General features: G+C 68.0%; 16 protein-coding genes. 8 read left to right on the top strand and 8 right to left on the bottom strand.

The features are described 5' to 3' along the window. Positions 1 to 13: 13 nt before the first annotated feature. Positions 14 to 1,237 carry an 8-amino-7-oxononanoate synthase gene (gene bioF, locus QP609_RS19755; protein ID WP_014648763.1) on the bottom strand — a complete coding sequence of 408 codons (1,224 nt, stop codon included), beginning with the start codon at positions 1,235 to 1,237 and terminating at the stop codon, positions 14 to 16. 67 nt (positions 1,238 to 1,304) lie between these two features. After that, positions 1,305 to 2,348 (bottom strand): biotin synthase BioB, encoded by a 1,044-nt coding sequence (gene bioB / locus QP609_RS19750; protein WP_014648762.1) that lies wholly within the window; start codon positions 2,346 to 2,348, stop codon positions 1,305 to 1,307. 160 nt (positions 2,349 to 2,508) lie between these two features. Between bioB and QP609_RS19745 the strand changes: the two genes are divergently transcribed. From QP609_RS19745 to QP609_RS19720, 6 genes are all read left to right on the top strand, one after another. Continuing rightward, positions 2,509 to 3,072, top strand: a complete 564-nt coding sequence (locus tag QP609_RS19745; RefSeq protein WP_197621067.1) for a DUF3658 domain-containing protein — start codon at positions 2,509 to 2,511, stop codon at positions 3,070 to 3,072. 109 nt (positions 3,073 to 3,181) lie between these two features. Next, the gene (locus tag QP609_RS19740) at positions 3,182 to 3,748 is read left to right on the top strand and encodes an HAD family hydrolase (RefSeq protein WP_289213832.1); all 567 of its coding nucleotides are present in this window, start codon (positions 3,182 to 3,184) and stop codon (positions 3,746 to 3,748) included. 123 nt (positions 3,749 to 3,871) lie between these two features. Further along, the gene (locus QP609_RS19735; protein WP_164110982.1) at positions 3,872 to 5,212 is read left to right on the top strand and encodes a chloride channel protein; all 1,341 of its coding nucleotides are present in this window, start codon (positions 3,872 to 3,874) and stop codon (positions 5,210 to 5,212) included. 93 nt (positions 5,213 to 5,305) lie between these two features. After that, entirely contained in the window at positions 5,306 to 6,001 is a 696-nt protein-coding gene (locus QP609_RS19730; protein ID WP_014648759.1) for a ComF family protein, read from the top strand. A gap of 58 nt (positions 6,002 to 6,059) precedes the next feature. After that, complete coding sequence (locus tag QP609_RS19725) at positions 6,060 to 6,611, top strand: HdeD family acid-resistance protein (protein WP_014648758.1); 552 nt, start codon at positions 6,060 to 6,062, stop codon at positions 6,609 to 6,611. Continuing rightward, entirely contained in the window at positions 6,608 to 7,078 is a 471-nt protein-coding gene (locus QP609_RS19720; RefSeq protein WP_046433045.1) for a hypothetical protein, read from the top strand. Before QP609_RS19725 ends, QP609_RS19720 begins: the two co-directional genes overlap by 4 nt. 62 nt (positions 7,079 to 7,140) lie before the next feature. On the opposite strand, the gene QP609_RS19715 is transcribed toward QP609_RS19720, so the two are convergent. The 6 genes from QP609_RS19715 to QP609_RS19690 form a co-directional block, all read right to left on the bottom strand. Beyond that, entirely contained in the window at positions 7,141 to 8,919 is a 1,779-nt protein-coding gene (locus QP609_RS19715; RefSeq protein WP_197621068.1) for an MFS transporter, read from the bottom strand. A gap of 192 nt (positions 8,920 to 9,111) precedes the next feature. Next, a complete protein-coding gene (gene nagA / locus QP609_RS19710; RefSeq protein ID WP_046433040.1) occupies positions 9,112 to 10,227 on the bottom strand; it encodes an N-acetylglucosamine-6-phosphate deacetylase in 1,116 nt (371 codons plus the stop codon). After that, positions 10,224 to 11,000, bottom strand: coding sequence for a DeoR family transcriptional regulator (locus QP609_RS19705; protein WP_014038836.1), 777 nt, complete (start codon positions 10,998 to 11,000; stop codon positions 10,224 to 10,226). Before QP609_RS19705 ends, nagA begins: the two co-directional genes overlap by 4 nt. A 33-nt stretch (positions 11,001 to 11,033) precedes the next feature. Next, the gene (locus QP609_RS19700; RefSeq protein WP_046433037.1) at positions 11,034 to 12,368 is read right to left on the bottom strand and encodes a D-tagatose-bisphosphate aldolase, class II, non-catalytic subunit; all 1,335 of its coding nucleotides are present in this window, start codon (positions 12,366 to 12,368) and stop codon (positions 11,034 to 11,036) included. 16 nt (positions 12,369 to 12,384) lie between these two features. Next, positions 12,385 to 13,323: an ROK family protein gene (locus QP609_RS19695; protein ID WP_046433033.1), complete on the bottom strand. Its 939-nt coding sequence runs from the start codon at positions 13,321 to 13,323 to the stop codon at positions 12,385 to 12,387. After that, entirely contained in the window at positions 13,316 to 14,470 is a 1,155-nt protein-coding gene (locus QP609_RS19690) for an SIS domain-containing protein (RefSeq protein ID WP_046433031.1), read from the bottom strand. The genes QP609_RS19695 and QP609_RS19690 overlap by 8 nt, the downstream gene beginning before the upstream one ends. A gap of 322 nt (positions 14,471 to 14,792) precedes the next feature. On the opposite strand from QP609_RS19690, the gene QP609_RS19685 reads away from it, so the two are divergent. Both QP609_RS19685 and QP609_RS19680 read left to right on the top strand, forming a co-directional pair. Beyond that, positions 14,793 to 18,152, top strand: a complete 3,360-nt coding sequence (locus QP609_RS19685; RefSeq protein WP_197621069.1) for a TIM-barrel domain-containing protein — start codon at positions 14,793 to 14,795, stop codon at positions 18,150 to 18,152. A 132-nt stretch (positions 18,153 to 18,284) separates the two neighbouring features. Continuing rightward, on the top strand, positions 18,285 to 21,260 hold the full coding sequence (locus QP609_RS19680; protein WP_289213831.1) for a TonB-dependent receptor: 2,976 nt from the start codon (positions 18,285 to 18,287) through the stop codon (positions 21,258 to 21,260). The last annotated feature ends 37 nt before the right edge of the window (positions 21,261 to 21,297 follow it).

Below are 21,297 nucleotides of genomic sequence, written 5' to 3'. Positions count from 1 at the left end.
AACGGCAACAGGCTCAGGCAAAGACAGGCAGCGGCGGTGGCGCGGCCTCACGCGCGGCCAGGTCGACGCGATCGCGCGCGCTGGCAATGGCTTCGACCAGGCCACGCACCTGCTCGGGGGTGTGCAGCGCGGACAGCGTGACGCGCAGGCGTGCCTTGCCTTCGGGAACCGTGGGCGGGCGGATCGCGCCGACCAGCCAACCGGCCTGTTCCAACGCTTGGGACATCGCCACGGCGCGATGGTCGTCGCCACACAGCAGCGGCTGGATCGGCGTTTCCGAGGCCATCAGGTCCAGGCCATGGCGGCGGGCTTCGCCGCGGAACAGCGCGATCAGATCGGTCAGTTTCGAGCGCCGCCAGTTGTCACGGCGCGCCAGGCGCACCGCTTCCAGTGCTGCGGCGGCCAGCGCCGGCGGCATCGCAGTGGTGTAGATGTACGGGCGTGCGGTTTCGGCCAGGTGCTCGACCAGGTCGTCGCGGCCCAGCACCAGCGCGCCGGAACCGCCCAGTGCCTTGCCCAGCGTGACCAGCTGCAGCGGCACATCGTCCACGCCCAGCCCGGCGGCGGCCACGGCACCACGGCCATCACCGACCACGCCCACGCCGTGTGCATCGTCCACATAGAACAGCGCCTGCTGCAGGCGTGCCACCAGCGACAATGCACGCAGCGGTGCGATGTCGCCATCCATGCTGAAGACACCGTCGGTGGCCAGCATCGCCGCGCCATCGGGCGCGTGCTTGAGCTGGCGCATCGCGCCTTCGGCGTCGAGGTGCGGATAACGGCGCAGGCGCGCACCCGCCAGCCGCGTCGCATCGAGCAGGCTGGCGTGGTTGAGCTTGTCCTGCACGCACACATCGTTCTCTTCGCTCAGCAGCGCCTGCTGCACGGCCAGGTTGGCGGCGAAGCCACTGCCGAACAGCAGCGCGCGCGGGTAGCCCAGCCACTCCGCCACTTCGCGCTCCAGTGCCTCATGCAGAGCGTGGTGGCCGCAGACCAGATGCGAGGCGCCCGCGCCGGAGCCTTCGCGTGCGGCCGCATCCTGCAATGCGTTGACCACGCTGAACTGCTGGGCCAGGCCCAGGTAATCGTTGCTGCAGAAGCCGGTCAGCCACTGGCCGTCCACCTCCAGGCGGACGCCATCACGACGGCTGACCGTGCGCCGCGTGCGGCGACGGCCTTGGGCATCGCGCAGGGCGCGTTGGGCGTGGAGGCGGGCGGTCAGGTCGGGGCGGGCCATGGCGGCTGAATGCGGCGACGGGGCGGCTAGGGTAGCGCGTTGCCGCGGCGCCTGCTTGCGGCCCGTCTCAGGCCGCGTGAGCGCAGCCACAGGCGGGCGCATCGGCGCTGATATCAGCGTGCACGGTGCCGCCGTGGTCGTGGCCCTCGGCATCCACCTGCACCGCCATCGGCTGCAACCCCAGCCGCGCGAACAGGGCCAGGTCGCGCTCGCTCTCCGGGTTGCCGGTGGTCAGCAGCTTGTCGCCGTAGAAGATCGAGTTGGCACCGGCCACGAAGCACAGCGCCTGCAGTTCGTCGCTCATCGCCTCGCGACCGGCCGACAGCCGCACCATCGAACGCGGCATGGCGATGCGTGCCACCGCGATCATGCGCACGAACTCGAACGGATCCAGTTCGGCACTGCCATGCAGCGGCGTGCCCGCCACCTGCACCAGCTTGTTGATCGGCACCGAATCGGGATGCGCCGGCAGCGTGGCCAGCGCCAGCAGCAGGCCCACGCGCTGCGCGCGCGTCTCGCCCATGCCGACAATGCCGCCGCAGCAGGTTTTCAGACCGGCATCGCGCACGTGCGCCAGCGTGTCCAGGCGGTCCTGGTACTGGCGCGTGTGGATGATCGAATCGTAGTAGTCCGGCGCGGTGTCGAGATTGTGGTTGTAGTAGTCCAAGCCGGCGTCCTTCAGCGCACGCGCCTGCTCGCCACTGAGCATGCCCAGCGTGGCGCAGGTTTCCAGGCCCAGCGCCTTCACCCCGGCGATCATCGCCGCCACCTTCGGGATGTCGCGGTCCTTCGGCGATCGCCACGCGGCACCCATGCAGAAGCGCGATGCGCCGGCAGCCTTGGCCTGGCGTGCCTTGGCCAGCACCGCGTCGGTGTCCATCAGCTTCTGCGCGTTCACCCCGGTGCTGTAGCGCTGTGCCTGCGGGCAGTACGCGCAGTCTTCCGGGCAGCCGCCGGTCTTCACCGACAACAGCGTGGACACCTGCACCTGCGCTGGGTCGAAGTGCTCGCGATGGACTGCGGCAGCGCGGAACAGCAGCTCGGGGAACGGCAGATCGAACAGCGCCTGCAGTTCGTCGTGTTGCCAGTCGTGGCGGATGGCAGCAGCCATGGCGGGACCTTGGGTACGAGTGGAGCGAGGGCGGCAGTGTGGGTGGGTTGGTGAGCCCTGTCAACTTGATTGATTCCCATGTGGTTTACATCGACTGACCGCCATGAATGGGCGCTACGGTGTAAGTTCATTGCTGCATACGGACGCGCGAGCACGTGCCATGAACAGCTACCAGCCCTACCCGATCCGCCGCGACGCGGTGCTGTGCAGTCTTGCCGAACTGCCCGACGGCGGCCTGCGCGTGGTGCTGGATGATCTGCGCCAGTCCGACACGCCAGGGCAGTGGAAGAACCACGTCTTCGTGACCTTCAAGGACTACCCGGCAGGGCAGTTCGATCCGGCGACGTTGCCCAAGGAGGAACTCGAGGCTTTCGGCCACTATGTGCTGGTTCGCCTGTTGGCCATCAATGGCTGCCTGCGCGATACGGACGAGCGCTCCGACAACGATGCCCATCTCACTGACCTGGCGCGGCAGAACATCGCCGCGCTGACCAGCGAGGACATCGCCTCGATCGATGAGCAGCTGTTCTCCCTCTGCGACGGGCAGTTCCGAAAGATCGCCTACATTGTGGGCATGGTCATGTCGCTGCAGCCGAAGTGCCGATCGGGAATTCCCGATGTGTTCTATGCAGGGCGTGTACGCATGCTGGTGGAACGGGGCATGTTGCAGGCACAGGGCGACCTCACGCGGATGGGCTGTTGCGAAGTGCGCGTCCGGCAGTAGGCTTGCGCCCACCAGGACCTGGCTGGAACTGTGCTTACATCTACCTGCTGGAAGGACACATGCTGAAGTCCATCCAGAAGATGGCGGCAGCTGAGGCAATGAAAGAAGGATGCGCATGGAACCGGACACGATGCCGCAGGGCGGAAAGCTGCTGATACTCGATCTGGATGAGACGCTGGTGCATGCCAGCGAGCGTGAACTGGAGCGAGCCGCGGATTTCCGCCTCGTCGGCTACCACGTCTACCTGCGGCCCCATCTGCAGGCATTCCTCGACTATGCCTTTGCCCATTTCACGGTGGGTGTGTGGACGTCGTCCGGGCAACTGTACGCCGAACCGCTGGTGGACCGGCTGATGCCGGGGCGTCCGCTGGCGTTCCTGTGGTCCGCGCCGCGGTGCAGCACGGCCCGTGATTGGGAAACCGGCGGTTACACCTCGCAGAAGCGGCTGGGCAAGCTGAAGCGCCACGGCTTCCGTTTGGAGCAGATGATCGGTATCGATGACACGCCCGGCAAGTACGCCAGAAACTACGGAAATCTGGTCGCGGTGCGTGAGTTCACCGGTGATCCGGCTGATGACGAGCTGGCCCATCTGCAGCTGTATCTGGAGTGGCTGCGGCAGCAGCCCAACGTGCGTGCGGTGGAGAAGCGCCGGTGGCGGGAGCGCCTGCAGGCATAGGTAGCTGCACAGGGCAGGTGCTATCGGCGAGCACCCGCACTCGCGCGTTTCACCGCATCCTGCAAGGCCTGCAGCCACAATAACCGCTGCCCAACGCAAGCGCTGGCGCGCAGACTGTGCCCCATGACCGATCTCCATCGCCTCCGCGGCCGCATCACCGCGCTGGTTCTCAGCGAGGCCTGGCGCCGCCGCGCCGCGCTCTGGGGCGGCGCTGTGGCCGTAGCGCTGGTGGCCATCCTGTTCGCCAAGGCCAGCGACGCGGCCTTCCATCTGTTCCAGCGCATCACCGCGCACTCGCCGTGGTGGGGCCTGCTGCTCACGCCGGGCATCTTCGCGCTGTTGGCCTGGTTGACCAGTGGCGTGCTGAAGCCCACGCGGGGCAGCGGCATTCCGCAGGTCATCGCTGCGTTGGACAAGCCCGATGAGCCATTCCGGAAGACCAATCTTTCGCCTGCGGTCTCAGCCGGCAAGCTGCTGCTGACCTCGTTGTCGCTGCTCGGCGGCGCGTCCGTCGGACGCGAAGGTCCCACGGTGCATGTGGGTGCCAGCCTGATGTACCTGTTCGGCCGCTGGTTCGGCTTCAAGGATCCTCGCGAGCTCTCGCACTTCCTGCTGGCCGGCGGTGCAGCGGGCATTGCCGCGGCGTTCAACACGCCGCTGGCCGGCATCGTATTCGCCATCGAGGAGCTCAGCGGCCGTTTCGAGCATCGCTTCTCCGGCACCCTGCTGACGGCGGTGATCGTCGGTGGCGTGGTGTCGCTGGGCCTGCTTGGCAACTACACCTACTTCGGCCATGTGAGCGCGCGGCTGCCGCTGGGGCAGGGCTGGCTGGCGATCCTGCTGTGCGGCGTGGTGGCCGGGCTGCTGGGCGGCCTGTTCGCGCGCGCGGTGCTGGCCAGTGCGGCGGGCCGCCCGCGTTGGCTGGGCCAGCTGCGCCAGCGGCATCCGGTGCTGCTGGCCGCAGGCTGCGGCCTGGCGGTGGTGGCACTGGCTTTGACGTTCGGCGACGGCGCGTTCGGCACCGGCTACGAGCAGGCGCGCAGCCTGGTGCAGGGGCAGGCGTTGGTCGGCCACGAGTTCGGGTTGATGAAGCTGCTGGCCAACCTGGCATCGTACGTGGCCGGCATACCCGGCGGCCTGTTCTCGCCCGCGTTGGCGGTCGGCGCGGGGCTGGGCCACAACCTGGCGGTGCTGATGCCGGGCGTGGATCCGCGCGCGTTCGTGCTGCTGGGCATGTGCGCGTACCTGACCGGCGTCACCCAGGCACCGCTGACCTCGGCGGTGATCTCGCTGGAGCTGACCGACAGCGGCGATCTGCTCCTGCCGATCCTGGCCACGGTGCTGATCGCGCGGGGCGTGTCCGGTCTGGTATGCCGGGTGCCGATCTATCGTGGGTTGGCGGAGGTGTTGACGGCGTCGGCCGTTGCATCAACCGGGCCTGGGCAGGGCGGACGCCTTTCCTGATCGGCAGCACCCTCTGCAGTTGCGGGCAGTCCCGACACTGCGATCGGTGCTTCGCCGATGGCCGCACATGGGCAGCGCGATGAAGCATGGGCAATGCGTATTGATCTCCTGCATTCGGCAACCCGTGTCTCCCGCGCACTGCTGGGTGTCCTGCTGCCACTGCGCTGCCTGGTCTGCGGCGATCCGGGCCATGATGATCTCGATCTGTGCCGCGCCTGCCTCGCCGGACTGCCCTGGGCCGGTCGCGCCTGCCTGCGGTGTGCACTGCCGTTGCCGGATGAGGGCCTGATCGTCTGCGGCAGCTGCCGCGAGGAAGCACCACCGCAGACGGCCACGCACGCCAGCCTGCTGTACCTGCCGCCGGTGGACCAGCTGCTGCTGCGCTACAAGTTCCATCAGGACCTGGCGGCCGGTCGCCTGCTGGCGCAGTTGATGCAGCGCGCACCACCGCCCTGGTCCTGCCCGCCGCTGGTGCCGGTGCCGCTGCACCGCCGGCGCCTGCGCCAGCGCGGCTACAACCAGGCTGCCGAGCTCTGCCGGCTGCTGCCGTTGCCGGTCTGGCAGGGGCTGTACCGGCGGCGGCACACCGCACCGCAGTCCGAACGCACGGCCGAACAGCGCAGGGAAAACCTGTTCGATGCGTTCGATGTCCACGGGCCGGTGCCCACGCATCTGACCGTGGTCGACGACGTGATGACCACCGGCAGCACGGTGATGGAAATCGCCGAAACCCTGCGCTGCGTGGGCGCCAGAGAGGTGCGGGTATGGGTGTGCGCGCGGGTGCCGTGATCGCTCCCTTCATCGCCACGGGCTAGGATGAACCCGGTTCCGGATCGAAGGAGTGACCATGAATTCCCCCTTGTCTCCCTTGTTGTCAGCGGTTGGCCGCAGCTGGTGGATCCTGCTGCTGTATGGCCTGGTCGCGCTCGGCTTCGGCATCATCGCCATCGGTTGGCCGCTGTCCGCAGCCATGGCATTGGCCTGGACGCTGGGCGTGATGGCCATCATCGAAGGGGTCATCAGCCTGTTCGCACTGATCAGTGGTGGCAGCGGCGCCTCGCGCGGCTGGCTGGCGCTGTATGCCATCGCTTCGCTGGGCTTCGGCATCCTGGCGGTGATCAACCCGCTGGCCACCGCCAGCGTGCTGGTGCTGTTCCTGGCGGCGTGGCTGCTGGTAGCCGGCATCTATCGCATCGTCTTCGCGATCCGCGTGCGCAAGCAGATCCAGGGCGAGTGGCTGCTGATCCTCAGTGGCGTGCTGGCGGTGGTGCTGGGGCTGCTGTTCGCGGCCAATCCATACGCAGGCGTGGCGGTGACCACGCTGTGGATCGGCATTGGCAGCCTGCTGTACGGGCTGCTGCAGGTGCTGGTGGCGTTCAAGCTGCGGAAGCTGAAATGAGGGGCGCGCTTCCGCTCCTGCTGGGCGCGGCGCTGGTGCTGGCCGGATGCATGCCGGGTGCCACGCCCGGTGCGCTGGCAGGCAAGGATCATGCGCCGCGCGCCGGCGTGGACGTGCGCCTGAGCGCGGTCGATGCGGCTGGCAACGGCACTCCGGCGCACTGGCAAGGTGAAACCCTGGCCCTGCGCGAGCCGCCGATTGCCGGCAGTGCGGACATCGCCGATGTGCGCTACGTGCTGGACGATGCCAAGCAGCCAGGCCTGCAGATCCGCTATCGGCCAGAAGCGCATCAGCGCATCCACGATGGCACCTCGGCCCTGGTGGGCCAGCGCGCGGCGATCAGCGTGGACGGCCGCGTGCTGATGGTGGCGACGGTGAAAGGCCCCTTCGGGGAATCGATGATGCTGAGCGGGCTGCCGAGCATTGCCGAGGCGCAGGCGCTGGCCAGGCACATCACCGGTCAGTGACGGGCGCGCCAACACCACCGCGCTACGCGCGGAGGTCGACCAAGGTCGACCAAGGTCGACCGCTACCGTGCGAACCGTGCCTCGATCTCCTCCAGTGACTTGCCCTTGGTCTCCGGCAGCCAGAACGCGGCTACCAGGAAGAACACGAACGTGCACGCCGCCCAGAACAGGAACATGCTGGCGTAGCCGTAGTGGCCCACCGTGGGCAGGAAGATGGCGGCGATGGTCGTGGACACGAACTGGTTGATCAGCAGGGCGATGCTCATGCCGTTGGAGCGGATGCGATTGGGCATCAGTTCCGACAGTGCCAGCCACACGCAGACGCCGGGGCCGACCGCGAAGAACGCGACGAATACCAGGATGCAGGCGGCTACCGCCCAGCCATGCGCCGGCGGCGGCACCGGGCCGATGCGGGCCTGCTCGATGCGCAGCGGTGCCTGTGCGGCCTTGGCCGGGTCGGCGAACGGGTTCAGATGCAGCTTGCGGAAGAACGCGCCGATCACACTGTCCGGCTGCACGGTCCCGGCACGCTCGATGCGCAGCTCGCGGTCGGTCAGGCTGTCGCTGCGCAGGGCGCGCACATTGGTGAAGTCACCGTAGGCGTACGACACGGTCAGCTGCATCGGCCGGCCTTCGCTGTCGATGCCGGCGCCCAGGCGCTGCCACTGTGCGTCGTCCAGCACCAGCTGCAAGCCATCGGCGCTGACCGCCGCGTGCAGTTGCGGCTGCACGTCGGCGCGGCCACGCTCGGCCTGGAAGAACAGCGTGGCGGCGGCCAGCAGGGCCACGCAGATGCCGCCGCTGCCGAGCATCAGCAGGAACTTGCGGCCCTTGCGGTCGACCAGCAGCAGCGCGACCACGGTCATCACCGCGTTGAGCAGCTTGATCGCCACGTCGGCGCCGTTGGCCACCGAGCCGGACAGGCCGGCCTGGTTGAGGATGTTCACCGCGTACGCCAGCACCGAATTGATGCCGGTGGCCTGGGTGCAGGCCAGCACCACGCAGGCCAGCACGAACGGCACCACGTAGCGTCGGCTGAGCAGTGGGTCGCGCTTGCCGTCGCTGCTGCTCGATTCCGGCGCCTGGATCTGTGCAAGGGTGGGTTCCACGTCGGCAGCAGGCAGCACCCGCTGCAGGCTGCGGCGGGCATCATCGACGCGGCCGCGGCGCACCAGCCAGCGCGGCGATTCGGACAGCCAGAAGATGCCGGCACAGAACAGCAGGCCTGGCGCCAGGCAGCTCCAGAAGATGGTGCGCCAGGCCTGGTCCTTCACCGTGAACAGTTCCTGCGCCTGCTGCGCCAGCGGCAGCGAGCGCACGGCTTCGGCGGCGGCATCCACCGCATGTGCGTGGTACAGCCCGATCAGTGCCGCCAACACCAGGCCGATGGTCAGCAGCAGCTGGAACATCGCCGCACCGCGTCCACGCCGCTCGGGGCTGAGCACTTCGGCCAGGTACAGCGGGATCACCACGCCGATCAGGCCGCCACTGATGCCCTGCAGCAGCCGCCCGAGCAGCAGCGGCGTGTAGCCCGAGGCCAGCGCCATGATCGGAATCGACGCGGTGAACAGCAGGCCGGCCAGCAGCATCGCACCGCGGCGACCGATCAGGTCGGCGACCATGCCGGCGAACAGCGAGGACAGCACGCTGCCCAGCAGTACCGCCGCCACCACGAAGCCGAGTTGCTGGCTGCTGAGCTGCCAGGCGTGGCTGGCCGTTGCCTCCAGGTAGGGCAGGGCACCGGCGATGATGCCGATGTCGATGCCGTACAGCAGGCCGCCGAGGCCGCCGATGAAGAGCAGGTAGCGTACGGGCCAGCGCGGGGCGGTGCTTGCAGTCATCGGCAGTTCCTGTGGTAGCGCCGGGCCAGGCCCGGCGGCGGTTCGTCGCAGAGTGCATTCTGTAGAGCCGAGCCATGCTCGGCTGCTTTCCGTTCCGATATCGAGGTTCCCCATGCCGCGCTTCGCGCGGTGAGCCGAGCATGGCTCGGCTCTACAGGGAGCCCGCGCGGCATCCGGGCCGCATCGCTTGCGTCAGGTCAGATCGACCACGCGCCCACCAATGACCACCTGCTGCAGGCGCAGTTCGGCGTCCAGCACCACCAGGTCGGCGCGGGCGTCGGGCGCGATGCGGCCGCGATCGCCCAGGCCCAGATAGTCGGCCGGGAAGGTGGAAACCCGCTGCGAGGCGTCGGCCAGGTCCAGGCCGACGCGCACCAGGTTGCGCAGCGCCTGGTCCATGGTCAGTGCGCTGCCGGCCAGCGAACCCGTCGCCAGGCGCACGCAGCCGCCGCACTTGTGCACGCGCTGCTCGCCCAGCGCGTACTCGCCGTCGGGCATGCCGGTGGCGGCAGTCGCGTCGGTCACCGCGTACAGGCGCGGGATCGCGCGCGCGGCCAGCCGGATAACGCCGGGGTGGATGTGCTGCAGGTCGGGGATGATCTCGGCGTACTGCGCATGCGCCAGCGCCGCCGCCGCAATGCCCGGGCGATAGTGGTCAACGCCAGTCATGCCGTTGAACAGATGGGTGAAGCCGGAGGCACCGGCCTGCAGCGCCGCCACGCCCTCCTCGTAGGTGCCGGCGCTGTGGCCCAGCTGCACGCGGATGCCCATCGCCGAAAGCGCGGGTATCAACGCGGTGTGCTCGCCGATCTCCGGCGCCAGCGTCATCACCCGGATCGGCGCCAGCGCGTGCAGCTGCTGCACCAGTGCCACCGTCGCCTCGATCGTACGATTGGGCTGTGCGCCCAGCCGCTGCGGGCTGATGAACGGTCCTTCCAGATGCACGCCGACGATGCTGGCGGCGTCGGTATCGGGCGCCGCCATCGCCGCAGCGACGCCGTGCAGCGCGTGCTCGATCTCGTCCAGCCCGGCAGTCATGGTGGTCGCCAGCAGCGTGGTGGTGCCGAAGCGCAGATGGGTGCGGGCGATGGTGCGTGCCACGTCGCCGCCCTGCATCAGGTCCACGCCGGCCGCGCCATGCACATGCAGGTCGACGAAGCCGGGCAGGATCACCGGCAGCTGCAGGTCGTCGGCGCCGCTGTGGTCGTCCACCTGCAGCCGGCGCACGCGTGAATCGAAGTGGACGTGCCCGCGCCGCCAGCCCAGCGGGGTGAGGATGCGGCCATGCAGGGTGCGGGTGTCGGTCATGCGGTGGGCTCGGCGATGATCACTTCGATGCCCAGCCGCTGCAGCCCTTCGCGGGTTGCATCGTCGATGCCGGCGTCGGTGATGATGGCGTGGATCTGGTCCAGCAGGGCGATGCGGTGCAGGCTGACGCGGCCGAACTTGGAGGCATCGGTCAGCACCACGATGCGGCGCGCACGCTCGACCATGCGGTGGTTGAGGCGGGCTTCGGCCTCGTCGTGGGTAGTCAGGCCGAACTGCAGGTCCAGGCCGTCCACGCCCAGGAACAGGGTGTCGAAGCTGTACGAGTTGAGGCTGGCTTCGGCCTGGCTGCCCTGCAGCGACAGCGACTGCTGGCGCAGCAGGCCACCGGTCAGCAGCACGGTGATGCCCGCGGCATTGGCCAGTTCCCAGGCGATGTTCAGGCCGTTGGTCATCACCGTCACGTCGCGATGCGCGCGCAGGTGGCGGGCCAGCGTCATCGTGGTCGAGCCGGAATCGATGATGATGTTGTCACCCGGCTGCACCAGGCGCGCAGCGCGCGCACCGATCGATTCCTTCAGTGGCAGGTTCAGCGCGTCCTTCTCATGGATGTCCTGTTCCTGCGGCGGCGTGCGCACCAGGGTCGCGCCGCCGTGGGTGCGGTTGGCCAGGCCCTGCGATTCGAAGTGGGTCAGGTCGGCACGGATCGTCACCGCCGACACGCCGAAGCGCTCGACCAGATCGGCCACCTGCACCGAGCCGTGCTCGATCAGCAGCTGCAGGATCTGTTGCCGGCGGGAGCGGGTGTTGCGCATGGCCATTCTCGGTTTTGCGGGAAAAGGTAGAGATTAGCCGTTCGCAGGAACGCCGGCAGCCGAACCTGCGTTCTGCGTGCGGGGTCCGGCCTGGTTGGCGCTGCAGGCACGGGCGTACTCACCCAGGCACAGGCCGATGCGGTGCTGCACCAGCGCGGTGGGGGTGTTGGCCAGGCTGCCTTCGCGCACGGCGCGGTACTGCTCCGGCAGGTACTGGCTGAGCAGCACCAGCGGCGGCGCATGCTGCTCCAGGTTGGCGAACAGGGTCTGCACCGCCTGTACCAGCGCCGGCTCGCCCCAGTAGTAGCGGCAGCGGTCGCTGAAGGAATAACGGCGCAGCAGGCGCAGCGCGGCGGCATCGCCCTGGTAGTAGGACTGCCAGTACTTCGGCTGCGCCACCATCACCTCGTCCAGCACCTGCGGCAGGCGCGAGCACTGTGCGGCCGGCAGCAGTTCGGCCTCGATCGCGGCCAGCGCGAACAGCGCCTCGCGGTAGGCGAAGGTGGCCGCCGGGCCGACCTTGAGGATGGCGAAGTGGTCGCGTACCAGCGCATGCAGGCCGCTTTCGCGCTGGTAGTCGGTGGAATGCGCTTCGAACACGATGCGCGGCTGCCGCTCGAGGAAGTCGGCCAGCGCATGGGCGGCGTCCGGGTTGTACTCATGCACGCTGCTGTGGTCGAAGTCCACGCCGGGCTGCACCACCATCGCGATCACGCGCTGCCACGCATCGCGCAGCTGTGGCGTGTCGAACGCCTGCTGGTGGATGGCCAGGGTCTGCGCGGCGGCAGCCGGCGTGGTCACCTGCAGGCCTTCGGCCAGCGAGGCTTCGCCGCCGGGAATCGGCACCTCGGTACCGATCACGTAGACCGGCGGCGGCAGGCCGTGTTCGGCGGCGGTGCGTTCGGCGATCTCGGCAAGCTCGGCCGAACGTGCAGCGACGATGGCATCGGGCAGCGGCACCGGGTCATCGGCGCAGGACATGCTGCAGTCGAGGTGGATCTTGTGGAAACCGGCGGCGACGTAGGCTTCGATCAGCACGCGCGCGTGGGTCATCGCTTCGGCCGCCGGGCGCTTCTGCCAGGCATTCGGGCCGAGATGGTCGCCGCCCAGGATCAGCCGTTCGCGTGGGAAGCCTTCCTCATCGGCCAGGGCGCCGACGTAATCGCGGTACTGCGGCGGGGTCATGCCGGTGTAGCCGCCGAACTGGTCGACCTGGTTGGAGGTGGCCTCGACCAGCAGCACGGTGCCATGTGCCTGTGCCACGTGCATGGCCGCGCGCAGCACCTGCTCGTTGCTGCAGCAGACGCTGTACAGGCCGACATTGGCACCGGCGCGGTGGGAAGCAAGCAGGGTCTGCAACGGGGACATGGTCAGGCTCCGGACATCAGGAAAACGAGGGTTGGCAGGCGAGCAGGGCGGCACCACGTGCGCCACCGGCATCGCCGAAGCGTGGCGGCACGATCGGTGGCACCTGCACACCCTTGAACAGGTGGGCGGCGATGGCGGCGGGCAGGTGCTGGTACAGCGGCGCGTACTGCGAAAGGCCGCCGCCGAGCACGATCACGTGCGGGTCCAGCGCCAGCACCAGCGCGGCCAGGCTGTGGCCGAGCAGGTCGCGATGGATGTCCAGCGCCTTGCGCGCGCGGGCATCACCGGCTTCGGCCAGGGCGATCACCGCGCTGGCGTCGGCGGCGCTGCCACCAAGGTGGCGCTCGATCATCGCCACGCCACTGCCGGACACATAACGCTCCACGCAGCCCTGCAGGCCGCAGGCGCAGTCGATCAGCGGCAGGCCGTGGCGCTGCAGCAGATGACCGGGCACGCTCCAGTGGCCCCATTCGCCGGCCAGCCCGTTGAAACCGGTCAGCAGGCGGCCCTGCACGCAGAAACCACCGCCAGCACCGGTGCCGAGGATGGCGCCGAACATGCTGGGGTAGCCGTCGGCGGCACCGCCGTGTGCTTCAGACAGGGCAAAACACTGCAGGTCGTTGCCGAAATGCAGCGGGCGTTGCAGCCGCGCCTGCAGGTCCGCGGCCACGCTGTGGCCGGTCAACGCAGGCACGTTCGCGCTGAGCTGGCGGCCGCTGCGGCGGTCGCGCACGCCGGGCAGGGCGATGCCGATCGCCGCATCACTGCGGCCCAGTGCGGCATCGGCCTCGGCGACCAGCGCCACGACTGCCTGCAGGAAACCGTCGTAGTCACCCTGTGGGGTGGCCACGCGGCGGCGCCAGGTAACCTGCATCGCCACATCGCACGCCACCAGCTCGATCTTGGTGCCGCCGATGTCGATGCCGTAGCAGGCGTGGGCGATCAGCTCAGCCATGGTGGATGGTGACGCCCTTGACGACGCGGTTGACGGTGCCGTCCGGGAACGGGTTGTCCGGGGTCAGGCCCAGCGCGGCCGAGCGCTGTAGTGCGAACAGCTGCGCAAAGCCCAGCCACACCGGTGCCAGCCACGGATCGTCCAGTGCCGGCACGGTGAGGGTGTATTCGTCGTCGGCGCCGATGTCCGAATGCGGACCGATCGCCAGCACCTGGCCGGCCACGCCGTCGCGGCGCAGTTCTTCCAGCAGGTCCTGTTCGTAGCGGCGCGCCAGCGGCTGCACGCTGCGCAGCACCACCACCAGGGTGTTGCCATCCAGCGTCGACTTCGGGCCATGACGGAAGCCCAGGGGTGTGTTGGCCAGCGCCAGCACGCGGCCAGCGGTGAGCTCCAGCACCTTCAGCGCGCACTCGCGTGCCAGTGCTTCCAGCGGGCCGCTGCCGAGGTAGATGATGCGGTTGAACGGGCGCTGCGCCAGTGTCGCCACCGGTGCATCCCACTGCGCCAGGCCTTCGCGGGCCAGCGCGGCGATCTGCTTCAGGCGCGTCACGCGCGCATCCCACGGCGAACGATCGAACACGGTCAGCGCGGCCAGCAGCATGCAGGTCAGGCTGCTGGTCATGGCGAAGGCGCGGTCGCAGCTGGCCGACGGCATCAGCAGGGTGCAGGTGTCGGCACGGCCGGCGCCACGGCGGGCCAGCTCGCCATCGGCGTTGCAGGTGATGTCGAGGAAGCGCGCGTCATCCACGTCGCTGCGCACGCGGTCAACCGCCGCCACGCTCTCCGGGCTGGAGCCACTGCGGCCGAACGAGACCAGCAGGGTCGGACGGTCGCGCTGCAGGTACAGCGCCGGGTGGGTCAGCAGGCTGGTGGTGTGCACCACGCGCACCTCGGCAGGCCATTGCGCGTTGATCGCGTCGGCCACCATTTCGGCGATGAAGCCGGAGCTGCCGGCGCCGGTGAACAGCACGCGCTGGTTGGGATCGTTGAGGCTGTCGCCGAGGAAGGCCTGCAGGCGGTCGCGGGCACGCGACAGGTCCTGTGCGAGGGCGTCCCACAGCGCAGGCTGCTGGGCGATTTCGGTAGCGGTATCGGCTCCGCCAAGGCGCTGCCAGGCGGACACATCGGAAAGCAGGGTGACGTCCATTCGGAGGTTCCAGTTGGGCCAGCGCACCATCTGCGTTTTCTTTCGAAATGTCAAACATCGAAAGTAAAAAGAAAGAAAAAAGGTGGGTGGCTTTGCCCCGTGCGCAATGCCGGGAAAAACGAAAGGACCCACTGAATGCCGTATCGCACAATGCTTAACAGGCACCTGCAAGCGCTTACACAAAGTATTGCGGCGCAACAACTTTCGTTTCAACGGAATATATCTTCCTTTTTTCTTTCAATTTGTTGACATCTTTCGAATCGCTGCCCTAGAGTCGGCCCAATCGCTTTCGAAACGCCCGGTGAACGGGTTGGGAGTCCGCGTGGAAAACTGCGTTCGTCGCTCGCCGCTGATGCTGGCCCTGGTGCCGGCCTTGATGCTGGCGTCCATGACGGCCCGCGCCGAGCCGGTCGGCAACCTGCGTACGGTCAGCGCCAGCGCCAGCCGCGACGGCGTGCAGGGCTGGGACCTGCAGACCGACAAGGGCGCGCGCATCCGCATTGAACTGCCGGCGACCGACATCATCCGCGTGCAGGCCGGCCGCAACGGCACGTTGACCGGCGCCGGCGACAAGGCCGCGCCGATCGTGCTGCCGCAGCCCAAGGCGAGCGTGCAGGCGCAGCTGGAAGAAGACGCACAGGAAATCCGCGTGCGTACCGAGGCACTGGTACTGCATGTACAGCGGCAGCCGCTGCGCCTGCGCCTGGAACGGCTGGACAATGGCCAGCCCACCGCGCTGTGGCAGGAACTGCAACCGCTGGACCTGGATGCCACGCAGAGCGTGCAGGTGCTGTCCTCGCAGGCCGATGAGGGCTACTTCGGTGGTGGCCAGCAGAACGGCCGTTACCAGTTCAAGGGCCGCGAGCTGGAGGTGTCCTATTCCGGTGGCTGGGAAGAAGGTGATCGGCCGAGCCCGGCGCCGATGCTGCTGAGCAGCCGTGGCTGGGGCATGCTGCGCAATACATGGAGCGATGGCAGCTACGACCTGCGCCAGAGCGACCAGGCCACGCTGCTGCATCGCGAAGACCGCTTCGATGCGTACTACTTCGTGGGCGCCGACCTGCCCAAGCTGATCGAACGCTACACCCAGCTGACCGGCCGCCCCAACATGGTCGCGCGCTGGGCGCTGTCCTATGGCGATGCCGATTGCTACAACGACGGCGACAACAGCAGGAAGCCCGGCACCGTGCCCGAAGGCTGGAGCGACGGCCCGACCGGCACCACGCCCGATGTGATCGACAGCGTGGCCAAGCAGTACCGCGCCCACGACATGCCCGGTGGCTGGATCCTGCCCAACGATGGCTACGGCTGCGGCTACAAGCAGCTGCCGGAAACGGTGAAGGGGCTGGCCGGCTACGGCTTCCGCACCGGCCTGTGGACCGAGAACGGCGTCGACAAGATCGCGTGGGAAGTGGGCAAGGCCGGCAGCCGCGTGCAGAAGCTGGACGTGGCCTGGACCGGCAAGGGCTACCAGTTCGCGATGGACGCCAACCGCCAGGCATTCAACGGCATCCTCGACAATTCCGATTCGCGCCCGTTCCTGTGGACGGTGATGGGCTGGGCCGGCATCCAGCGCTACGCGGTGGCATGGACCGGCGACCAGAGCAGCAGCTGGGATTACATCCGCTGGCACGTGCCGACGCTGGTCGGTTCGGGCCTGTCCGGCATGGCCTACGCCAGCGGCGATGTGGATGCGATCTTCGGCGGAAGCGCCGAGACCTTCACCCGCGACCTGCAGTGGAAGGCGTTCACGCCGGTGCTGATGGGCATGAGCGGCTGGTCGTCGAACGCGCGCAAGCACCCGTGGTGGTACGACGAGCCCTACCGCAGCATCAACCGCGACTACCTGAAGTTGAAGATGCGCCTGACGCCATACATGTATGGGCTGGTGCACGAGGCCGCGCAGACCGGTGCACCGCCGGTGCGTGGCCTGATGTGGGACAACCCGCGCGATCCGCATGCGCAGGATGAAACCTACAAGTACCAGTTCCTGCTCGGCCGCGACCTGCTGGTGGCGCCGGTGTACCGCAGCCAGGCCGCCAGCCGTGGCTGGCGCCGCGACATCCACCTGCCGGCCGGCGGCTGGATCGACTACTGGGATGGCCGTCGCGTGCAGGCCGCCGCCGATGGCCGCCAGCTCGACCGCCAGGTGGACCTGGCCACGCTGCCGGTGTTCGTGCGTGCCGGTGCGATCCTGCCGATGTACCCGTCGATGCTGTTCGATGGCGAAAAACCGCTCGATGAAGTGACCTTCGACCTGTACCCGCAGGGCGACTCGCAGTACACGTTGTACGAAGACGATGGCAACACGCGCCGCTACCAGCAGGGCGAGTCGAGCACGCAGGTAATCCGCGTGCAGGCGCCGGCGCAGGGCAGTGGCCCGGTGCAGGTGCAGATCGACGCCGTGCAGGGCCAGTACAACGGCCAGCTGGCGCAGCGCCGCTACGGCCTGCGCGTACTCAGCCGGCAGGCACCACGTGCGGTGCAGGCCGGTGGCCGCGCGCTGCCGGCGCTGGCCGATGCTGCCGCCTTCAACAGCGCCAACGAGGGCTGGTACTTCGATGCCAAGGACCGCCGCGGCACCGTGCATGTGCGCACTGCCACCCAGGACATCCGCCAGCCACTGCAGCTGCAGCTGGACTTCGCAGTCGCTGCCGCAGCCGCCGATGATGCCTATCCGGCCGCGCCGGTGCTGGGCCGCGAACTGCCGGCCGACAGCCTGCTGGTGGTCAACCGCCCGGCCGAAGAGCCGGGCCATGCGTTGGAGAACGCCTTCGACGACGATCCGGCCACCTGGTTCCGCAGCGTGCGCAACCAGGCCGTGCGCACCGGCGCCCACGAGTGGGTGATCGGCTTCGGCGAGCGGAAGATGATCGATGGCATCGACATCGCGCCACGCAATGACAAGAACTGGAAGCACGGGCAGGTACGTGACTATGAGGTCTACCTGGGCGACAGCAACGGTGAGTGGGGCGAGCCGATCGCCCGCGGCCGCCTGCAGTTGAAGGAAGGCGTGCAGCGCATCGACTTCCCGGCCCACGCCGGCCGCCTGCTGCGCTTCCGCGTGCTGAGCGTGCAGAACCCCGAAGGCGACGGCGCCAGCAGCACCGACCCGATGGTCACCGCCGCACAGGGCAGCGCCCGCGCGTTCGATGCACTGCAGCCGCGCGATGTCGGCCCGATCGCCCTGTCCACCTTCCACATCCTTGAACACCAGGAACCGGAGCGACCGGCCCGGCAGCGCTATCTCTCCGAGCTGCCGGTGCCGGCCGCGCTGGCCAGCCAGCTGCGTACCGACCAGTCCTTCCGTGGCGACGCCGGCATGCGCATGAACGGCCTGCAGTTCCGCCGTGGCCTGGGCGTCGGCGCCAGCAGCCGCATCGACCTGCGCCTGCAGGGCGGCTGGCACCTGCTGCGTGCCGACCTCGGCATCGACGACGCCTGCCGCAGCGCCGGCGGCCTGCAGTTCCAGGTCTGGGGTGACAACCGCCTGCTGTACGACAGCGGCCTGGTCAAGGCGCCCGGCGTGGTCAAGCCGGAGCTGGACATCCGTGGCCTTTCCACCCTGAGCCTGCGCACGCTGGGTGCGCAGGGCAGTCAACCCGCCCAGGTCTGCGCCAACTGGGCCAACGCCGTACTGATCGGCGAGGAGGGCGACTCCGCCAGCATCGTCGCCCCATGACCCCCACGTAACACCGCTCCTCCCCCGCCCAATCCGACTACGGCCCTCATGGCCGTGGCCCGGGAGCGTTTTGCCCGCCGAACGCCCACGCGCTCACTTTTTGCGCCGCACCCCTGCCAGGAGAGAACCCCGATGTTGCCCGCCCGCCACCACCGCCCCCCCTGTCGCTCGATCGCTCCGCTGACGCTGGCCATCGCCGGCGTGCTGCTGTCGGTCGCCGTTCCCGCCTTCGCCCAAGAGAGCAAGGACAAGGCGACCGACCTGGCCCGCATCGAGGTCACCGGTTCCAACATCCGCCGCACCGACGTTGAAACCGCCTCGCCGGTGCAGGTGATCAGCAAGCAGGACATCCAGAACATGGGTGCGCGCACGCTGCTGCAGGTGCTCGACAACCTGCCGGCCGCACGCCCTGCGCAGCAGGATGCGCGCTCGCTGTTCACCGGTTCCGATGGTGCCTCGCAGGCCAACCTGCGCGGGCTCGGCGCACAGGGCACGCTGGTGCTGCTGAACGGTCGCCGCCTGTCGTACTACGGTGCGCCGGCCGGCTTCCAGACCCAGTTCGTCAACATCGATGCGATCCCGGCGGCGGCCATCGAGCGCATGGAAGTGCTGACCGACGGCGCGTCGGCCGTGTACGGTACCGACGCGGTGGCCGGCGTGATCAACGTGATCACCAAGCGCAACTTCCAGGGTGCCGAGATCAGCTTCACCAACGACACCTCCTCGCGCATCGATTCCTACGGTGAGCGCCAGGCCAGCATCACCGCCGGCTTCGGTGACTTGGCCGAGAACCGCTTCAATATCTATGGCGCGGTCAACATGTACCGTCGCGACGCGATTCCGCTGAGCGATTTCTACGACAAGCGTCCGGACCAGTACTACGTCAACAACCCGAACTACCTCAACAACCTGCGCCTGGGCGTGGGCAGCAAGCCGGGCGAGTTCAACCCGGGCACCTACTTCGCCTTCGATCCGGTCACCGGCCGCCGCGTGCAGGAAGCTGCGCCGGGCTGCAGGAACGTGCTGACCAGTGAAGCGGCCGGCCCGCGTTGCGTCTGGGAAACCTGGATGAACAACGAGATCGATGCCGGCGCCAAGTCCGAGCGCAACACCGCCTACCTCAACGGCACCTTCCTGGTCGGTGACAACACCGAGATCTTCGCCGAGGCGACCTATACCGACATCGACCTGCGCGCCAACGGCGGCACGCCGCGCACCTATGGCACCACGACCGGTAACCCGACCAGCTGGTTCTCGCGCAACACCGGCAACACCGTCAACCAGTTCCTGTATCCGTTCCTGGGCCCCAACAACGAGTACAACCACGCCAGCCCGCAGTTGAAGGCCATGATGGGCGGCGTGGTCGGCCTGAACTACCTGCTGCAGGATGCCGGCGCGAACTACTTCGGCCAGCGCAATACCGACAAGAGCTACCGCGTGCTGGCCGGTGCGCGTGGCAACCGGGGCGACTGGAACTGGGAAACCGCATTCGCCAGCGCGGGTACCCACTCCACCACCTACCAGACGATCAACGTCAACACCAAGGGCTTCGAGAAGGCCTTCGGCCCATACACGATCGATCCGGGCACCGGTCGGGTGATCATCTCCGACCACCCGGCTTACAAGTTCGGCGAGATCAGCGAAGCCAACGCCGCGCTGATCCGTGAAGCGTTCCCGACCTTCGACATCCAGTCGTGGACCCGCCTGCACACCCTGGACGGCAAGATCGAAGGCCCGCTGTTCCAGCTGCCGGCCGGCGAGATGCGCGCCGCATTCGGCTTCAACGCCAGCCGCGAAACTTTCTACACCCCGGGCAACGCCGATGCAGCCAACGGCCTGATCACCCAGCAGGGCGGCTCGTGGTTCGACGGCAAGCGCAACACCTACGCGCTGTTCGCCGAGACCGTGGCGCCGATCACCGACAAGCTGGAGCTGGATGCCGCAGTGCGTGTGGACAAGTATCCGAACTTCAGCGCCAACATCGCGCCCAAGATCGGCTTCAAGTACCAGGCGTTCGACCAGCTGATGCTGCGCGGTACCTACTCCACCGGCTTCCGCGCACCGAGCCTGGCCGAGTCCGGCAACGGTGGCGTGTTCGCCCAGCTCGGCGGCTTCCGTGACGAGCTGCGCTGCAACGAGACCAACGCCATCGCCAACCTGCTGCTGAAGTCGCAGCGGCCGGGCGATGTCGATCTGGGCAAGAGCCTGCTGAACGTCGATTGCAGCCGCACCGTGGCGCGCATGACCCAGCCGAACAAGGACCTGAAGCCGGAGAAGGCGAAGATCGCCACCCTCGGCTTTGTCTACGAGCCGGCCAGCTGGCTGTCGGTGTCGGCCGACTACTGGTTCATCTACCGCAACAACGAAATCGTCGCGCCGGACTATCGCCGCATGGAAGACATCATCTCGATGTCGCGCTCGCCGATCACCGACAGCGACCGTGCCAACCTGGCCCAGCTGGCGGCAATGTGCGCCGATCCGGCCAGCGGCGTGAGCTGCCCGGCCACTCTGCCGGGCTACTCCGCCGGCAACGTGGCCAGCGTGGTCGGCCAGTACAAGAACCGCGGCAAGACCCTGATCGACGGCTTCGACATCGATGCGCGCAGCCGCTTCTCGCTGGGCGACTGGGGCAACCTGAACATCGGCCTGGCCGCCACCATCGCCAACCGCAACCGCTTCTACATGGACGCGGAGAACGGCTGGTACTACGGCGACGTTGTGGGTTATTACAACAATCCGCGCCTGCGCGCCACGCTCAATGCCGACTGGACCTACAAGCAGGTGACCACCAGCATGTTCGTCAACTATGTCGGCGGCACCAAGTGGGCCACCGACCAGATCGACGAAGAGAGCAACAACAAGGAAACCTGCACCGGCGGCTACCTGGCCCTGCAGAAGAGCAAGTGCGATGGTGCACCGTCGTGGTGGACCGCCAACATGAGCGTCACCTGGCGCCCGGACGATGCGTGGAACCTGAGCTTCACTGTCAAGAACCTGTTCAACCGCCTGCCGTTCTACGATCCGAACAGCTTCCTGGGTGACTCCAGTGACTACGCAACCATCTTCGGCCGTGGTTACAGTGTGACCATCGGCTACCGGTTCAAGTAATTCCGTTTGCGTGACCTGGCGTGCCGGCTGCGGCCGG

It is taken from the genome of Stenotrophomonas sp. 8(2023) (assembly GCF_030345295.1).
Lineage (GTDB): Bacteria > Pseudomonadota > Gammaproteobacteria > Xanthomonadales > Xanthomonadaceae > Stenotrophomonas > Stenotrophomonas muris.
This window is presented reverse-complemented; position numbering and strand designations above follow the sequence as displayed.